Source organism: Mesorhizobium sp. LNHC221B00 (assembly GCF_000502935.1).
Classification (GTDB): Bacteria; Pseudomonadota; Alphaproteobacteria; order Rhizobiales; family Rhizobiaceae; genus Mesorhizobium; species Mesorhizobium opportunistum.
This window is the reverse complement of record NZ_AYWR01000012.1, coordinates 247,133-262,262: the sequence shown is the minus strand read 5'-3', so window position 1 is coordinate 262,262 and position 15,130 is coordinate 247,133. Positions and strand designations below refer to the sequence as shown.

At 63.4% G+C, this 15,130-nt stretch carries 14 protein-coding genes and 3 pseudogenes; 14 read left to right on the top strand and 3 right to left on the bottom strand.

The features are described 5' to 3' along the window. The 14 genes and pseudogenes from X741_RS149425 to X741_RS149475 form a co-directional block, all read left to right on the top strand. A pseudogene (locus X741_RS149425) lies at positions 1-196 on the top strand (hypothetical protein); the annotation flags it as partial. Between the two features lie 260 nt (positions 197-456). Continuing rightward, positions 457-927, top strand: a complete 471-nt coding sequence (locus X741_RS149430; RefSeq protein ID WP_023778598.1) for an Hsp20 family protein — start codon at positions 457-459, stop codon at positions 925-927. A 75-nt stretch (positions 928-1,002) separates the two neighbouring features. Further along, positions 1,003-1,496, top strand: a pseudogene (locus X741_RS01000000166865) (Hsp20/alpha crystallin family protein). Between the two features lie 71 nt (positions 1,497-1,567). After that, positions 1,568-2,314 (top strand): NADH dehydrogenase ubiquinone Fe-S protein 4, encoded by a 747-nt coding sequence (locus X741_RS149435; protein WP_023778597.1) that lies wholly within the window; start codon positions 1,568-1,570, stop codon positions 2,312-2,314. A 9-nt stretch (positions 2,315-2,323) separates the two neighbouring features. Further along, positions 2,324-2,644: a DNA-directed RNA polymerase subunit omega gene (rpoZ, locus tag X741_RS0135215; protein WP_023778596.1), complete on the top strand. Its 321-nt coding sequence runs from the start codon at positions 2,324-2,326 to the stop codon at positions 2,642-2,644. Positions 2,645-2,668: 24 nt separating this feature from the next. After that, a complete protein-coding gene (locus tag X741_RS149440) occupies positions 2,669-3,034 on the top strand; it encodes an SPW repeat protein (protein ID WP_023778595.1) in 366 nt (121 codons plus the stop codon). A 200-nt stretch (positions 3,035-3,234) separates the two neighbouring features. After that, positions 3,235-3,537 carry a DUF982 domain-containing protein gene (locus X741_RS149445; RefSeq protein ID WP_023778594.1) on the top strand — a complete coding sequence of 101 codons (303 nt, stop codon included), beginning with the start codon at positions 3,235-3,237 and terminating at the stop codon, positions 3,535-3,537. 520 nt (positions 3,538-4,057) lie between these two features. Further along, complete coding sequence (locus X741_RS13145) at positions 4,058-4,147, top strand: K(+)-transporting ATPase subunit F (RefSeq protein WP_023669708.1); 90 nt, start codon at positions 4,058-4,060, stop codon at positions 4,145-4,147. Positions 4,148-4,159: 12 nt separating this feature from the next. After that, the gene (gene kdpA / locus X741_RS149450) at positions 4,160-5,863 is read left to right on the top strand and encodes a potassium-transporting ATPase subunit KdpA (RefSeq protein ID WP_023778592.1); all 1,704 of its coding nucleotides are present in this window, start codon (positions 4,160-4,162) and stop codon (positions 5,861-5,863) included. A gap of 25 nt (positions 5,864-5,888) precedes the next feature. Next, positions 5,889-6,098, top strand: coding sequence for a hypothetical protein (locus X741_RS149455; RefSeq protein ID WP_023778591.1), 210 nt, complete (start codon positions 5,889-5,891; stop codon positions 6,096-6,098). Further along, positions 6,095-8,188 (top strand): potassium-transporting ATPase subunit KdpB, encoded by a 2,094-nt coding sequence (gene kdpB, locus X741_RS149460; RefSeq protein WP_023778590.1) that lies wholly within the window; start codon positions 6,095-6,097, stop codon positions 8,186-8,188. Before X741_RS149455 ends, kdpB begins: the two co-directional genes overlap by 4 nt. A 73-nt stretch (positions 8,189-8,261) precedes the next feature. Continuing rightward, positions 8,262-8,828, top strand: a complete 567-nt coding sequence (kdpC, locus tag X741_RS149465) for a potassium-transporting ATPase subunit KdpC (RefSeq protein WP_013893054.1) — start codon at positions 8,262-8,264, stop codon at positions 8,826-8,828. Positions 8,829-8,883: 55 nt separating this feature from the next. Then, entirely contained in the window at positions 8,884-11,613 is a 2,730-nt protein-coding gene (locus X741_RS149470) for a sensor histidine kinase KdpD (protein WP_023778589.1), read from the top strand. Then, positions 11,610-12,302 (top strand): response regulator transcription factor, encoded by a 693-nt coding sequence (locus X741_RS149475; protein ID WP_023778588.1) that lies wholly within the window; start codon positions 11,610-11,612, stop codon positions 12,300-12,302. The genes X741_RS149470 and X741_RS149475 overlap by 4 nt, the downstream gene beginning before the upstream one ends. Before the next feature lie 14 nt (positions 12,303-12,316). Here X741_RS149475 and X741_RS01000000166860 read toward each other — a convergent pair. The 3 genes and pseudogenes from X741_RS01000000166860 to X741_RS149485 all read right to left on the bottom strand — a co-directional run bounded on the left by X741_RS01000000166860 (position 12,317) and on the right by X741_RS149485 (position 15,082). Continuing rightward, a pseudogene (locus X741_RS01000000166860) lies at positions 12,317-13,758 on the bottom strand (MFS transporter). A 273-nt stretch (positions 13,759-14,031) separates the two neighbouring features. Further along, the gene (locus X741_RS149480) at positions 14,032-14,514 is read right to left on the bottom strand and encodes a DUF992 domain-containing protein (RefSeq protein ID WP_023778587.1); all 483 of its coding nucleotides are present in this window, start codon (positions 14,512-14,514) and stop codon (positions 14,032-14,034) included. Positions 14,515-14,605: 91 nt separating this feature from the next. After that, positions 14,606-15,082 carry a DUF992 domain-containing protein gene (locus tag X741_RS149485; protein WP_023765884.1) on the bottom strand — a complete coding sequence of 159 codons (477 nt, stop codon included), beginning with the start codon at positions 15,080-15,082 and terminating at the stop codon, positions 14,606-14,608. Between the last annotated feature and the right edge of the window lie 48 nt (positions 15,083-15,130).

Below are 15,130 nucleotides of genomic sequence, written 5' to 3'. Positions count from 1 at the left end.
ATGGGCATCGGATGCCTGTGCAGTGGAATCGATGCCGGCGCTGCGCATGCCGCCCGGGGTCACCGAACCCGTTGGCTTCGATGCCTTCATGGATGCGTTGCGCCAATTGGATCAATGCGAGACGCTTCCCGCCAGTCGCAGTCATGAACTCGACATCGCTGCCGCCGGATTCACAGCATTGGTAGATCGACTTTGAGCGAATGCCGCCTTTCAGGAATACCAGGGGTCTTCCGCTGACGAGGAATTCGCCAGCGGAAAAACCGAGTGCGTTCCTCCTGCCCATCCCCCTACGTCGGATCTTGCCTGAAAATTTTCCTAAGCGCCCTCTTGAACGCGCAACCCGCCGTTCTAAATCGACAATCGCCGGCCGCCTCATGGGGCCGGCGCTAAGTCAGGAGGCGTCAAGGCTCTCTTGGCGTCCTTTTGTATCCATGTTGCTCAAAGGAGGATGTGGCTATGAAGACAAACCTCGATTTTACCCCCTTGTTCCGGTCCAGCATCGGCTTTGATCGCATTTTCGATCTGCTCGAAAATGCGAGCCGTGTCACCGCGATAGACAATTGGCCGCCCTACAACATCGCCAAGACCGGCGAGGACGACTATCGCATCACAATGGCGATAGCCGGTTTCTCGCAGGATCAACTGACCATCACTCATCAACCGAACTTGCTGCTTGTGAGCGGCTCGCAATCGGGTGAGGACGACGGCCAGTATCTTTATCGCGGCGTTCCCGGGCGCGCCTTCGAGCGGCAGTTCGAACTGGCAGACCATGTGAAGGTCGTCGGCGCCAGCCTGGAAAACGGGTTGCTGAACATCGATCTCAAGCGCGAGCTTCCCGAAGAGATGAAACCGCGCCGGATCGCCATCGCCGGCAGCACGGCCCAGGCGAAACCACGGCAGATCGAAGCCGAGAAGAACGCCGCCTGAAGTCAGAGTGAACCAGAAGCGACAGGCACCGGCGCTCGTCCGGTGCCGCGCTCTTGAACATGGAGGTGAATGAAGATGAACATGCGTGACCTTATCCCGTGGGGCCGCAACAACAACCAGGCCCCCAACATCTATGGCGGTGGCGATCCCTTTGTTTCGCTTCACCGTGAGGTAAACAGGCTCTTTGACGATGTGTTGAGGAGCTTCGAGACGCGTCTGCCTTCTATGGGGCAGCTCTCGTCTTTCGACAATGGCTGGCCGAAGGTGGAGATTTCGGAGTCGGACAATGAGCTTCGCGTCACCGCCGAGGTTCCCGGTATGGAAGAGAAGGACATCGAAGTCCTGCTCGATGAGGACGTGCTGACCCTGCGTGGCGAAAAGCGGTCGAGACCGAAGAGAAGGGCTACTCCGAGCGCTTCTACGGTCGCTTCGAGCGGCGCATACCTCTCGGCTACGAGGTCGAGGACGACAAGGTCAAGGCGTCCTTTGCCAATGGCGTCCTGACCTTGACGCTGCCGAAGAACCCAGACGCGCAATCGAAGGTGAAGCGCATCCCGATCACCCACTGACGCATGGAGCAAGTCGGGGGCGGCAGGCAGCCGCCTCCGACGCATCCTTCGCAAAATGGGAGGATGGAACGATGCAGAAGCAAGAAGAAAGAGAAGTCACACAAGCCGCAGAAAATCTCGCACCGGCAAACGACAATCGCAAGCGCGCGCTGTCATTCGGCAGATCCGAGTTCCCGCGTGATGCGGTCGCGCGGATCTACAAGCCTTCCCGTTCAGTCACGACCTCGGGCCGTGCGCGGCCGAAAGGCTGGCGTCTGGTGTTCGAGCGGCGTATGGCGCCGGTCATCGAACCGCTGATGGGCTACACCGGAAGTGGTGACACGCTGACTCAGGTGGAGCTCGATTTTCCGACGGTTCAGGCGGCCATCGACTATGCCGAACGTCAGGGCCTCGCTTATTCGGTTCAGGTAAATCCCGCGGCGGAAAAATCCGCGGAATCCTCCAGTGCCGAAAAGCGGCTGCAGGCCGGCGGGGACCTTGTCTGGAACCGCCTACAACTGGCGTTGCTCACGAGCAGCTACGGTGCCGTTTCACAGGCCTCGCATTATGGACCGGCATTGGCCGATCCTGAGGCGCTTTATGCATCGCCGATGGACCTCGTTGTCGATCCTCTTCTGACAGTCGACGAGAAACGCGCCATCCTGCGCAACTGGGCGTGGAACGAGTATCTTGTGGATCTCGCGACGGCCGAAGGGATGCCTGAAAACGCGCGTCCGACACGGCTCGACGAAGTGGAATCGGCACTGCTCGCACTGGAGCAGCTTACGACAGCGAAACTGGCCGTTTCCGTTCCTGAACAGAAGCAGAAGGCAGCGTGAGGTGGCATCATGGATCCGATGATCGTGCTCGATTGTGAAAATACCGTGCCGAACCGTTTCGCGCTGGCCGTTGCGGCGGCGGGCCGGGCCCGTGCGCTCAGCCGTGGTGCCGAGCCTCGCCTGACCGGCAGCGTGATGGTGCCCGTCGAACTCGCCCTGCGCGAGATCGCCGGCAACCGCTTCCAGCCCGACGAGGTCAAGCCGTTCGTTCTGGCCGGCTCGGTTCCGCGCGATGACCGCGTTCGGCCCGGCCGACGAAGAGAACTTAGCGGTGGCGAAGGGCAATCCCTGGCCGCCGAACCCGCCCTCGCTCAAGGGACGGTGCACTGAGCATATAGGAAAGGAGGATGAACAATGGAGAAATGGCTGAAAACTGAAAATCGTCCGGTGATCGATGTGGTCAATCTGATCGCCGGCATAGCACTAGTACTGTCGCCCTGGTATCTCGGCTTTGCGGCTGAAACCTATGCAGCTTGGAACGCCTGGATCGCCGGTGCGGTGATTGCCCTGATAGCCGTGGGTGCGCTGGTCGCCTTCCATGCCTATGAGGAATGGGCAAATCTGGCGGTTGGGCTGTGGACACTGGTCTCGCCTTGGGCCCTCGGCTTTTCGGGGTTGGCGGCCGCCATGTGGGCGCATGTGATCGTGGGTATTATCGTGGCGGCCTTGGCTGCCGGAAGCCTCTGGTTCTTCGGCAACCGTCCGCTTTCAACTGCATGATCAACTCCTCCAGCGGGCCCGGATTTCATTTCCGGGTCCGCTTTTTTTCGACCGTTACGGATCTGCCCCGAGGCGGTCGCCGTTCCACAGAACAGCAAGCTCGGCTTGGAACCTCCCGCTGCTCCGCGCGTTTCATGGCGTCCCATTCGTGGACCAGCCCGGATATTTCTCCTAGCGCTGCTACAACCAGGAGCCGTTTCATGCACGACAAGCTGTTTCGTTCACCGGTGGCCCTCACCGTCGGCCTCGGCTTCAAGCGCGAGATTGCCTCGCTGGCCGAAATGCATGATTTCCTGACCAATTGGACGACCGCGCGCCGTGGTCAGCTTTACCACAATGCCGTCGAGGCATGTGGCCTTGCCATGGAAGGCTGCGTCGCCAGGGATGAGGCCCGCCATGCGTTCGTAGAATTCGCGCAGGCTGCCGGCATTCTCTGGCCCGAGATCGAGCCAGTCATCGTGACGCGCGCTGTCGCGCGCGGCTACGGCGGCTACGCCGCCTGAGTAAGAATTCACTCCCGTCGTAGCGGCCAATTCTGCATCGACTGCCACTGGTCCTCCAAGCAGGGCTTTCACTTTGCTGCCGGAAACTACGGCTTTGCGGACGCTGATGACGTTTGCCGGCGTTTATGGAGACAATCAGCCGTCCGCCGGCGTTTCGCTCGGGCTCGCTGAACCAGGCTCATTCGATGGTTGCGCGGCAGGGCGCCGAAGGTGACGAGCCACGCCCGAAAACCTTTATAAAATTCCTATTTCTTTCCGCTTCGCGCCGTCTCGAACCTTTATGGCGATCGGGTCCATATTCCATTCTCGAGCAAAACGTCGAACGCCCTCACCAATCGAGGTGTGGCGCGCCGGTTTTTGCGTAATTGCCAACCTGCTTTCGAGCGGGCGCAAAGTAGAAAAGTGGAAGCAGGGAATAAACGCGATGGATATCGTCGTTCTCGGAATAGGGATTTTGTTTTTCGTCCTTTCCTTCGCCTACATCAAAGCCTGCGACATTCTTTAACGCGAGGACCGCAAGATGCTTGTCGACTACATTCTCGGTGGCGGCGTGACGCTGTTCCTGCTCGTTTACCTGACATACGCCCTCGTTCGTCCAGAACGCTTCTGAAGGCCGGAAACCATGACTCTCAACGGATGGCTACAGATCCTCGTCTATTGCGGGATCGTCGTTTTGCTGGTGAAACCGCTCGGCGGCTACATGTACCGCGTCTTCAATGGCGACCGGACATTCCTGTCGCCGGTTCTGGGCCCGGTCGAACGCGGGCTCTATCGCATTTCGGGAACCAGTGAGCGCGAGGAACAACATTGGACCGCCTATGCGGCGGGCATCCTGTTCTTCAGCGTCGCCAGCTTCCTGGCGCTTTATGTCCTGCAGCGGCTCCAGGGTGTGCTGCCCTACAATCCTGCCGGCATGGCGTCTGTCGACGCCAACCTCGCCTTCAACACCGCCGCCAGCTTCGTCACCAACACCAACTGGCAGAACTATGGCGGCGAGAGCACGATGTCCTACCTCGTGCAGATGGCCGGCCTCACCGTGCAGAACTTCATGTCGGCCGCCGTCGGTGTCGCGATCGCCGTCGCGCTGATCCGCGGCTTTGCCCGTGCCTCGGCAAAGTCGATCGGCAATTTCTGGGTCGATATGACCCGCTGCACGCTCTACATCCTGCTGCCGCTCTGCATCGTGCTGACGTTGGTCTATGTCTGGCTCGGCATACCGCAGACGCTCGGTCCCTATGTCGACGCCACCACTCTGGAGGGCGCCAAGCAGACCCTCGCGCTCGGCCCGGTCGCTTCGCAGGTGGCCATCAAGATGCTCGGCACCAATGGCGGCGGTTTCTTCAATGCCAATGCCGCGCATCCGTTCGAAAATCCCGACGCCATCTCCAACCTGATCCAGATGGTGACGATCTTCGCGCTGGGTGCGGCGCTGACCAACGTCTTCGGCCGTATGGTCGGCAACCAGCGCCAGGGCTGGGCGATCCTGGCCACCATGGGCGTGCTGTTCATCGCCGGCGTCGCCATCTGCTACTGGGCGGAGGCATCCGGCAATCCGCTGGTCCATGCGCTCGGCATCGACGGCGGCAATATGGAAGGCAAGGAGAGCCGCTTCGGAATTGCCCTCTCGGCACTGTTCGCGGTCATCACCACGGCCGCCTCGTGCGGCGCCGTCAACGCCATGCATGACAGCTTCACCGCGCTCGGCGGGCTGATCCCGATGGTCAACATGCAGCTCGGCGAGGTCATCGTCGGCGGCGTCGGCGCCGGTTTCTACGGCATGATGATGTTCATCGTCCTCGCCGTCTTCGTCGCCGGGCTGATGGTCGGCCGCACGCCGGAATATCTCGGCAAGAAGATCGAGGCCAAGGAAGTCAAGATGGCGATGCTGGCCATACTGTGCCTGCCGCTGGCCATGCTGATCTTCACGGCAATCGCCGTGGTGCTGCCGACGGGTGTCGCGTCCATGGCCAATGGCGGGCCGCACGGCTTCTCCGAGGTGCTCTACGCCTATACTTCGGCGGCGGCGAACAATGGCTCGGCCTTTGGCGGCCTCAGCGGCAACACGCCCTGGTACAACATCACGCTCGGCATCACCATGCTGATGGGCCGCTTCCTGGTCATCATCCCGGCGCTCGCCATCGCCGGCTCGCTGGTGGCGAAGAAGACGGTCCCGGCCTCGGCCGGCACCTTCCCGACAGACGGCCCGCTGTTCGTCGGCCTGCTGGTCGGCGTCATCCTGATCGTCGCCGGCCTGACCTTCTTCCCGGCACTGGCGATCGGACCGATCGTCGAACACCTGGCCATGATCCATGGGCAGACATTCTGACACGGCCCAGCCTTGGATCAACATCATGTCCTGGTTCAACATCATGCGACGGAAGAGCCGGCCCCGGGCCGGAAACGAGGGGGAGCCAACTCCCCCTCCCTTCCCGACCATCTCCACATTCCTGGGCCTTGCGGCAGTCATGATCGTGATCTGGCTGCTGGTCTATGGCCCGCCCTTTTCGGCATCCGAGCGATCGGTGCCCGCCAACAACATCGATACTGGAGCCAACAAATGAGCCAGTCCAAATCCGCCAGCATCATGGATGCCGGCATCCTGTGGCCCGCTGTCGGCGGAGCCTTCAGGAAGCTGAACCCGCGTACCCTGATCAGGAACCCGGTCATGTTCGTCGTCGCAGTCGTCTCGGCGCTGACGACCGTCCTGTTCGCCAAGGACCTGATCACCGGCGGCGGCGATTCCAAATTCACGCTGCAGATCATCATCTGGCTGTGGTTCACCGTGCTGTTCGCCAATTTCGCCGAGGCCGTCGCCGAAGGCCGCGGCAAGGCGCAGGCCGATTCGCTGCGCAAGGCGCGCACCGAAACCCAGGCCAAGCTTTTGACCGGTGAGGATCGCACGAAATACAAACTGGTGCCCGGCACCAGCCTGAAGGTCGGGGATGCCGTGCTGGTCGAGGCCGGCGACATCATCCCGTCGGACGGCGAGGTGGTGGAAGGTGTCGCCTCGGTGAACGAGGCGGCGATAACAGGCGAATCCGCGCCGGTCATCCGTGAATCCGGCGGCGACCGTTCTGCGGTCACCGGCGGCACGCAGGTGCTGTCCGACTGGATCCGCGTGCGCATCACGGCGGCATCGGGCCATACTTTCCTCGACCGCATGATCTCGCTGGTCGAGGGCGCCGAGCGCCAGAAGACGCCGAACGAGATCGCGCTCAACATCCTGCTGGTCGGCATGACGCTGATCTTCGTGCTGGCCACCGCCACCATCCCGAGCTTCGCCTCCTATTCGGGCGGCTACATCCCGGTGACCGTCCTGGTCGCCCTGTTCGTCACCCTGATCCCGACCACGATCGGCGCGCTGCTGTCGGCCATCGGCATCGCCGGCATGGATCGCCTGGTGCGCTTCAACGTGCTGGCGATGTCCGGCCGCGCCGTCGAGGCGGCGGGCGACGTCGACACGCTGCTGCTCGACAAGACCGGTACGATCACGCTCGGCAATCGCCAGGCGACGCAATTTCGCCCGGTCAAGGGTGTCACCGAGCAGGAACTGGCCGACGCGGCGCAGCTCGCCTCGCTCGCCGACGAAACGCCGGAAGGCCGCTCGATCGTGGTGCTGGCCAAGGAGAAATACGCCATTCGCGCCCGCGACATGGCAACGCTGCACGCCACCTTCGTGCCCTTCACCGCGCAGACACGTATGAGCGGCGTCGACATCGACGGTTCGTCGGTGCGCAAGGGTGCCGTCGATTCGGTGCTCGCCCATGTCAACCAGTCGGCATCGGCCGCCCATGGCGTGCGCCCGAGCAGTGACTCCATCCGCGACCTCCAGGCCATTGCCGACGAGGTCGCCAAGTCCGGCGGCACGCCGCTGGCGGTGGAACGCGACGGGCGCCTGCTCGGCGTCGTTCACCTCAAGGATATCGTCAAGGGCGGCATCAGCGAACGGTTCACAGAACTGCGCCGCATGGGCATCCGAACGGTGATGATCACCGGCGACAATCCGATGACGGCCGCTGCGATCGCCGCGGAGGCCGGCGTCGACGACTTCCTGGCCCAGGCGACGCCCGAGGACAAGCTGAAGCTGATCCGCGACGAACAGGCCAAGGGCAAGCTGGTCGCCATGTGCGGCGACGGCACCAACGATGCGCCCGCTCTTGCCCAGGCCGATGTCGGCGTGGCCATGAACACCGGCACCGTCGCGGCTCGCGAGGCCGGCAACATGATCGATCTCGACAGCGATCCGACCAAGCTGATCGAGATCGTCGAGATCGGCAAGGCGCTGTTGATGACGCGCGGCTCGCTGACGACGTTTTCGATCGCCAACGACGTCGCCAAGTACTTCGCCATCATCCCAGCGATGTTCGCCGTCTTCTATGTCGCGCCGGGACAGACGACCGGGCCGCTGCAGGCACTCAACATCATGCATCTGGGGACGCCGCAGAGCGCCATCCTGTCGGCGATCATCTTCAACGCGCTGATCATCATCGCGCTGATCCCGCTGTCGCTGAAAGGCGTCAAGTATCGTGCCATCGGCGCCGGTGCGCTGCTCAGCCGCAACCTTTTGGTCTGCGGCCTCGGCGGCATCATCGTCCCCTTCGTCGGCATCAAGGCGATCGACATGATCGTCACCGCCCTTGGCCTCGCTTAACTCTTCGTTTTAACGCAATTCCTGCGGGAAACCGCTTCACACTTTTCCTGGAATTGCTTTGAGGAAAATTTCCATGCTCTCCCAGATAAGACCCGCGATCATCATGATCGTCTTCTTCACGGTGCTGACCGGCCTGATCTATCCCTTGGGCATGACCGGCATCGCGCAGGCGCTGTTCCCGCGCCAGGCCAATGGCAGCCTGATCGAAAAGGACGGCAAGGTCATCGGCTCCGGCCTGATCGGCCAGGGCTTTGCCAGCGACAAGTATTTCCATGGCCGGCCTTCGGCGGCCGGCAGCAGCGGCTACGACGCAACCGCCTCCGGCGGCAGCAATCTCGGCCCGACCAATCCGAAGCTGATCGATCGCATCAAGGGCGATGCCGAAAAGCTGAAGGCGGAGAATCCGAACCAGCCGGTCCCGATGGACCTGGTGACGACGTCCGGCAGCGGCCTCGATCCGGCCATCAGCCCCGAGGCCGCCTACTTCCAGGTCGCCAGGGTGGCGAAGGCCCGGGGCATCGACGAGGCCAAGGTCAAGGCGCTCGTCGACAGCCACATCGATGGCCGCGAACTGGGCTTCCTGGGTGAGCCGGTCGTCAATGTGCTGGCGCTCAACCTCGCACTCGACGATGCGAAATGACGAAGGGGTGACCGGGGATCGACAGTACTCCTGGCGCCGTCCATGATCGAAGCTGATGCCGGACGACCGAAGCAACGAATCCAGACCTTCTCCCGACGCACTGCTCGATCATGCCGAGCGGGAAGGTCGCGGTCGTTTGCGCATATTCCTCGGTGCGGCACCGGGTGTCGGCAAGACCTATGAAATGCTGATGTCGGGCCGTGCCCGCCTGGCCGACGGCGTGGACGTGGTGATCGGCGTCGTCGAGACGCATGGGCGCAAGGAGACGATGGCCCTGGTCGAGGGCTATGAGGTCATTCCCCGCCGCAAGGTCGACTACAAGGGCCGCGTCCTCGACGAGATGGATATAGACGCCATCCTCGCCCGGCGTCCGGCGCTGGTTCTCGTGGACGAACTCGCCCACACCAACGCGCCCGGCAGCCGCCATCCCAAACGCTATCTCGACGTCCAGGAAATCCTGACGCAAGGTATCGACGTCTACACGACGCTCAACATCCAGCATGTCGAAAGCCTGAACGATGTCGTCGCCCAGATCACCAAGGTCAGGGTGCGCGAGACGGTTCCCGATTCCATCATCGACCAGGCCGACGACGTCGAGATTATCGACCTCACGCCCGACGACCTGATCAAGCGGCTCGAGGAAGGCAAGGTCTATTTCCCCAACACCGCCCAGCGCGCGATCGAGAACTATTTCTCGCCGGGCAATCTGACCGCGCTTAGGGAACTGGCGCTGCGCCGCACGGCGCAGCGCGTCGACGACCAGTTGCTGATCCATATGCAGGCCCACGCCATTCCGGGGCCGTGGGCCGCGGGCGAGCGGGTGCTCGTCTGCGTCGACGCGCGTCCGGGCGGGGCGGCCCGCATTCGCTATGCGCGCCGGCTGGCCGACCGGCTGCGCGCGCCGTGGACGGCGCTACATGTGGATACGCCTCGCTCAGCCGCCATGTCCGAGGAGGACAAGGACCGGCTGGCGGCGCTGCTGCGCCTTGCCGAACAGCTCGGCGCCGAGGTGACGACCATTCCCGGCCAGAACGTCGCGCAAGACATCGTGCGCCATGCGACGGCCAACAATTTCACCCACATCGTTGTCGGCCGGCCGACCCGGTCGCGCTGGCGCGAATTGATCGAAGGTTCGCTCACCTACGATCTCATCCGCAATGCCGGCGACATCAGCGTCCATGTCATTTCGGGAACCGAGCGCAACACCGAGGCGACGTCGAGACACGTCAAGGCGGCGGACGAACAGTGGCAGTTCCAGATCTGGCCCTATCTCAAGGCCACGGGTTTTGTCGCCGGTTCGCTCGCCTTCGCCGTCCTGCTCGACCAGTTTCTCGACGTTCGCAATCTCGCGATCATCTTTCTCATCGGGGTGCTGACGTCGGCGGTGACCGGCGGCCTCTGGCCGGCCCTGTACGCCTGTCTCGCCAGCGCCGTGGCCTTCAACTATTTTTTCCTGGAGCCGCGCTACACGCTGACGATCCGGGATCCGGAGAGCATCGTCGCGCTCGGCGTGTTCCTGGTCGTGGCCGTCATCGCCAGCAATCTGACGGCGCGCGTGCAACGCCAGGCGGTCGCCGCCCGCTCGCGGGCGCGGGCCACGGAGGACATCTACCTCTTTTCCAAGAAGCTCGCCGGTGCCGGCACGCTCGACGACGTTCTGTGGGCCACCGCCTTCCAGATCGCCTCGATGCTGAAGCTGCGCGTGGTGCTGCTTTTGCCGGAAGATGGAACGATCACCGTCAAGGCCGGCTATCCGCCCGACGATACGCTGGCGGAGGCCGACATCGCCGCCGCCCGCTGGGCCTGGGAGCACAACCGCGCGGCAGGACGCGGCGCCGACACGCTTCCCGGTGCCAAGCGCCTCTATCTGCCCCTGCGGACAGGGCGCACCGCGATCGGCGTGGTTGGCCTCGACAACGACAAGCAGGGCCCGCTGCTGACGCCAGAGCAGCAGCGCCTGCTCGACGCGCTGGCCGACCAGGCGGCGGTCGCCATCGAACGCATTCAGCTGGTCGCCGACGTTGACCGCGCCAAGCTCGCCGCCGAGGCGGACAGGCTGCGTTCGGCGCTGCTCACCTCGATCTCGCATGATCTGAAAACGCCGCTCGCCGCCATCATGGGTGCGGCCGGCACGCTGCGGGAATTCGCGCCGGCATTGCCGGAACAGGATCGGGCGGAGCTGCTGTCGACCGTGCTCGACGAGTCCGAGCGGTTGAACCGCTTCATCGCCAATCTGCTCGACATGACCAAGATCGAGTCCGGGGCCATGGAGCCCAACTACGCTTTCCACTATGTCGGCGATATCGTCGGCTCTGCCCTGCAGAGGGCGAGGAAGATCATCGCCGAGCACAAGACAGAGATCGACATCCCCGTGGATCTGCCGATGTTGAAGGTCGATCCCGTCCTGTTCGAGCAGGCGCTGTTCAATCTCCTCGACAATGCGGCGAAATACGCCCCGCCCGGCTCGACGATCCGCGTGCAGGGCTGGACCGACAATGGTTCCGTCATCCTGCAGGTCATGGACGAGGGGCCGGGCATTCCGCCCGGAGACGTGGAACGGATTTTCGACACCTTCTACCGGGTGCGCAAGCGCGACCAGGTCCGCGCCGGCACCGGGCTCGGCCTGTCGATCTGCCGTGGTTTCATCGAAGCGATGGGCGGCACGATCACAGCCGCGAACCGAACCGACCGTCCGGGCGCGGTTTTCACCATCAGCATGCCGAAACCGGCGATCCCGCCCGATCTCGACACTTCCACTACCGACGATGTTGGTGACTTGGCATGACAAACTCGAACGTCAGGATACTGGTCGTCGATGACGAGCCGCCGATCCGCAAGCTGCTGCGGGTCGGGCTCGGCAGCCAGGGCTATGCCATCAGCGAGGCGCCGAACGCCAAGGTGGCGATCGAATCGATGGAGACGGAAAAGCCTGATCTCGTCTTGCTCGATCTCGGCCTGCCCGGCATGAGCGGCCATGAACTGCTGCGCAAATGGCGTGACGACGGTCTCGATATTCCCGTCGTCATTCTCTCCAGCCGCACCGACGAGGCCGGCATCGTCAACGCGCTCGAACTCGGCGCCGACGACTATGTCACCAAGCCGTTCGGCATGAACGAGCTGGTCGCGCGCATCCGCGTGGCGCTGCGCCACAAATTCCAGCAGCAGGGCGAGAAGCCGGTTTTCCAGACCGGCGATCTCAGCGTCGACCTGGTCAAGCGCATCGTCAAGGTCGAGGGCAAGGAGGTGAAGCTCTCGCCGAAGGAATACGAGATCCTGCGCATGCTGGTGCAGCATGCCGGCAAGGTGCTGACCCACCATTTCCTGTTGAAGCAGGTCTGGGGCGATTTGACCGACGTGCAGTATCTCAGGGTCTACGTCCGGCAGCTCCGGCAGAAGATCGAGAAGACCCCCGACCAGCCGCGCTACATCACCACCGAGACCGGTGTCGGCTATCGCCTGCGCGAGGTCGAGTAGGGGAGAGCCGTCGCTTAACCGATTGCTTCCTGCAGTCGGTTCGCTGTCGACGATGCCCGCAAGGCGGCCAGGCAGCCGAGAATTCCTAGCGGCACGAAGGCGAGGAACAGCCAACTCGCGACATTCGCCGCCGCCTCGTGGTTCAACCCTTGCGAAAAACCGCTGGCATTGGCGACGATGCCGGCAAGGGCGGCACCCACGGCATAGCCGATGCGCTGCATGGTCGGCACCGCTGCCGAGGCAATTGTCTGCTCCTCATCCGGGGCGGAGGCGACGATGACGCGGGTCAGGAACGGCCAGGCGATGCCGAAGCCGCCGCCCTGCAGCAGGGCGCAGACCAGGATCAGCGGGATCGAGCCCAGCGGTATCGTATAGGCAAAGCCGGCGATGCCGGCCGCGATCATCAGCGCGCCGCAGACGATGATCAGCCGCTCGCGCCGCGGTGGCGCGTTGGCGACGAGGATCGACAGGATCGACCAGGCGATCGATTCGGCGGCGATGATGTAGCCGGTGGTCAGCAGCGGGATGTCGTGCAAGCTGGTCAACAGCAGCGGCCCGTAGACGCCGAAGGAGCAGGTCGCCACCGAGAAGGCGGCGACCATGGTCATGCCGGCCCCGACCGGCGTGCGCCACGAGAACAGCCGCGCCGGGAAAAGCCGGGAGCGCGGCTTCAGCGCGTCGACGTAGAAGAACAGCGCCAGGCCGGCGAGACCGAGGGCGATCAGCAGCGAAGAGCGCAGCAAGGCGATGTCGACACCGGCCGAGGCGATCAGTCCCACGGCTACGGCAAGGCAGGCGAGGGCTGCGAACGGGAAGGGTGGCGCCTTGCCCTTGCTGGTGCTGGGTCTCGTCGCCTCGGGCGTGTCGAGCACGATGAAGCTTGCCAGCGCCATGGCCGTGCCGCCGACGGTGAAGACGCCGAATGCCCAGCGCCATGAGAGAAGCTCGGTCATGATCGCGCCGAGCAATGGGCCGCTGAAGGCCGCGACACCCCAGATCGCGGACATGATGCCGAAAAGCTGCGGCCAGATCGCACGCGAAAACAACCGCTCGACCGAGACGAAGGCCAGCGACACCAGAGCGCCGCCGCCAAGCCCCTCGATCAGGCGGCCTGCGAGAAACAGTTGCATGGAAGGCGAGGTGGCGCAGATCAACGCTCCGGCCGCGTAGAGCAGGGCGGCGACTACCATGTTGGTGCGCAGCGCCACATAACTCACCAGCCGTCCGGCCGCGGCACCGGCGACGATGGCGCCGAGCTCGTAGATCGCCAGCGACCAGCCGACGAGCTGCACGCCGGCCAGTTCACCGACCATGGCGGGCATGACGGTCGCCACCATCGTCTCGTTGGTCGCGTGCAGCAGGATNGGATGCCGAGGCTGATGAAGCAGAAGCGCGCCAGGTCGCCGCTCGCCCACAATGCGCGCCAGTCGACCCTGTTTATACCGATCTCAGTCATTTCTACCCCTGCCTTGCATAGCTCGGTGACGGCGCAGGGCGCCAGAAGCCAGAAAGGGCTTCCGGCAGGACCATGCATGTCGGCAACGCCGAATCCAGGCGCTGCTCAGTCGGGGCAGGTTCGTAAGACCTCAACCTTGGTTGAGCTCAAGCGGTTCGTTTCCGTGGACCATCGCAACGGTCGAGATTGGCCGAAGCTTCTCAACGCCGCGTCGCTTTGCTCCTTGCTTACGCCCCCGGATGACGAAGCGGAAAGCGAACGCCCTAGGCGCGATCAGTTTTCGATGCTGCGCAGCTGGAACTGGCTGACGCCGATGGCCAGATTGATGCCCGTCTGGGTCTGCAGGCTGAGTGGCTGGAGGGTGAAGGCCTGCGACGAACCGCCAACCAGCAGATTGGCGCCGGCGCCGACGGCCGCCGTCACCTCGGCACCGGCGCCGATATAGTCGCCCGCCAGCGCACCCGGCGCGTAGATGTTCTTCAGCGGCGTCAGCACCAGCCATCGCATCACCGCTTGCTTTGTCGTGCCGATGTCGAGGCCGTATTTGTTGACGGCGCCGAAATAGGCTTCCGGCGCGAAGGTCTTGTCGGAGGGGGTGAAGGTGCAGCTCAAATCCTTGGTCGAGCCGAAGATGAAGCCGGTGCCGCCTGATATGGCGCATTCAAGCGCGCCGAGTTCGATGCCACGGTCCTGGGCTCGTGCCGCACCGGCAAGCACCGTCGAAATCACGGCAGCGGCGATGGCTGTCTTCGGCATACTGTTCCCCTCAAAATGAAACGGCGCGGAACCATCCTATCCGGTTCCGCGCCGCGAAGTGAGGGGTCGTGGAGCCCATGGCTCCATGCATTCATTTGAGCGAATGGATCAGCTCGAGCGACGTCACGGCGACGGCAAGATTAACGCCGGTCTGCGCCTGGACGCTGAGCGGCTCGAGCATGAAGGCGCTGTCGAAGCCACCAACCAGCAGGTTGGCGCCACCGCCGGTCACGACGCTGGCCTCGGCGTTGACGCCGTAATAGCTGCCGGCGAGGTCGCCCGCGTCACGGTCGCGTGTCGCGGCAAATACGGCCCAGACCAGCTGGCCCTGATGAGTCTTGCCGAGATCGACGCCAAGCTTGGAGATGACGCCTGTGTAAACCTCGGACGGTCCATGATGGTGGGGCCGGAAGACGCAGGACACGCCCTTGTTGGACGTCACGATATAGCCGGTGCCGCCATCGATGGTGCAGTCGAGCGTGCCGAGTTGCAGCCTGCCGGCGCTGGCCGGTGCGGCAGCGAACGCGGTCATGGCGAGTGCGGCGGCGCAGGCGAGTTTCTTGATCATGGGAGGGTCCTTTCGCAATTGCTTCCAAGTAACGGCTTTGATGGCCAG

Bases quoted from the DNA above. Each gene is read 5' to 3' on its own strand.
- X741_RS149430 (WP_023778598.1), top strand. From the start codon at position 457: ATGAAGACAAACCTCGATTTTACCCCCTTGTTCCGGTCCAGCATCGGC.
- X741_RS149435 (WP_023778597.1), top strand. From the start codon at position 1,568: ATGCAGAAGCAAGAAGAAAGAGAAGTCACACAAGCCGCAGAAAATCTC.
- rpoZ (WP_023778596.1), top strand. From the start codon at position 2,324: ATGGATCCGATGATCGTGCTCGATTGTGAAAATACCGTGCCGAACCGT.
- X741_RS149440 (WP_023778595.1), top strand. From the start codon at position 2,669: ATGGAGAAATGGCTGAAAACTGAAAATCGTCCGGTGATCGATGTGGTC.
- X741_RS149445 (WP_023778594.1), top strand. From the start codon at position 3,235: ATGCACGACAAGCTGTTTCGTTCACCGGTGGCCCTCACCGTCGGCCTC.
- X741_RS13145 (WP_023669708.1), top strand. From the start codon at position 4,058: ATGCTTGTCGACTACATTCTCGGTGGCGGCGTGACGCTGTTCCTGCTC.
- kdpA (WP_023778592.1), top strand. From the start codon at position 4,160: ATGACTCTCAACGGATGGCTACAGATCCTCGTCTATTGCGGGATCGTC.
- X741_RS149455 (WP_023778591.1), top strand. From the start codon at position 5,889: ATGTCCTGGTTCAACATCATGCGACGGAAGAGCCGGCCCCGGGCCGGA.
- kdpB (WP_023778590.1), top strand. From the start codon at position 6,095: ATGAGCCAGTCCAAATCCGCCAGCATCATGGATGCCGGCATCCTGTGG.
- kdpC (WP_013893054.1), top strand. From the start codon at position 8,262: ATGCTCTCCCAGATAAGACCCGCGATCATCATGATCGTCTTCTTCACG.
- X741_RS149470 (WP_023778589.1), top strand. From the start codon at position 8,884: ATGCCGGACGACCGAAGCAACGAATCCAGACCTTCTCCCGACGCACTG.
- X741_RS149475 (WP_023778588.1), top strand. From the start codon at position 11,610: ATGACAAACTCGAACGTCAGGATACTGGTCGTCGATGACGAGCCGCCG.
- X741_RS149480 (WP_023778587.1), bottom strand. From the start codon at position 14,514: ATGCCGAAGACAGCCATCGCCGCTGCCGTGATTTCGACGGTGCTTGCC.
- X741_RS149485 (WP_023765884.1), bottom strand. From the start codon at position 15,082: ATGATCAAGAAACTCGCCTGCGCCGCCGCACTCGCCATGACCGCGTTC.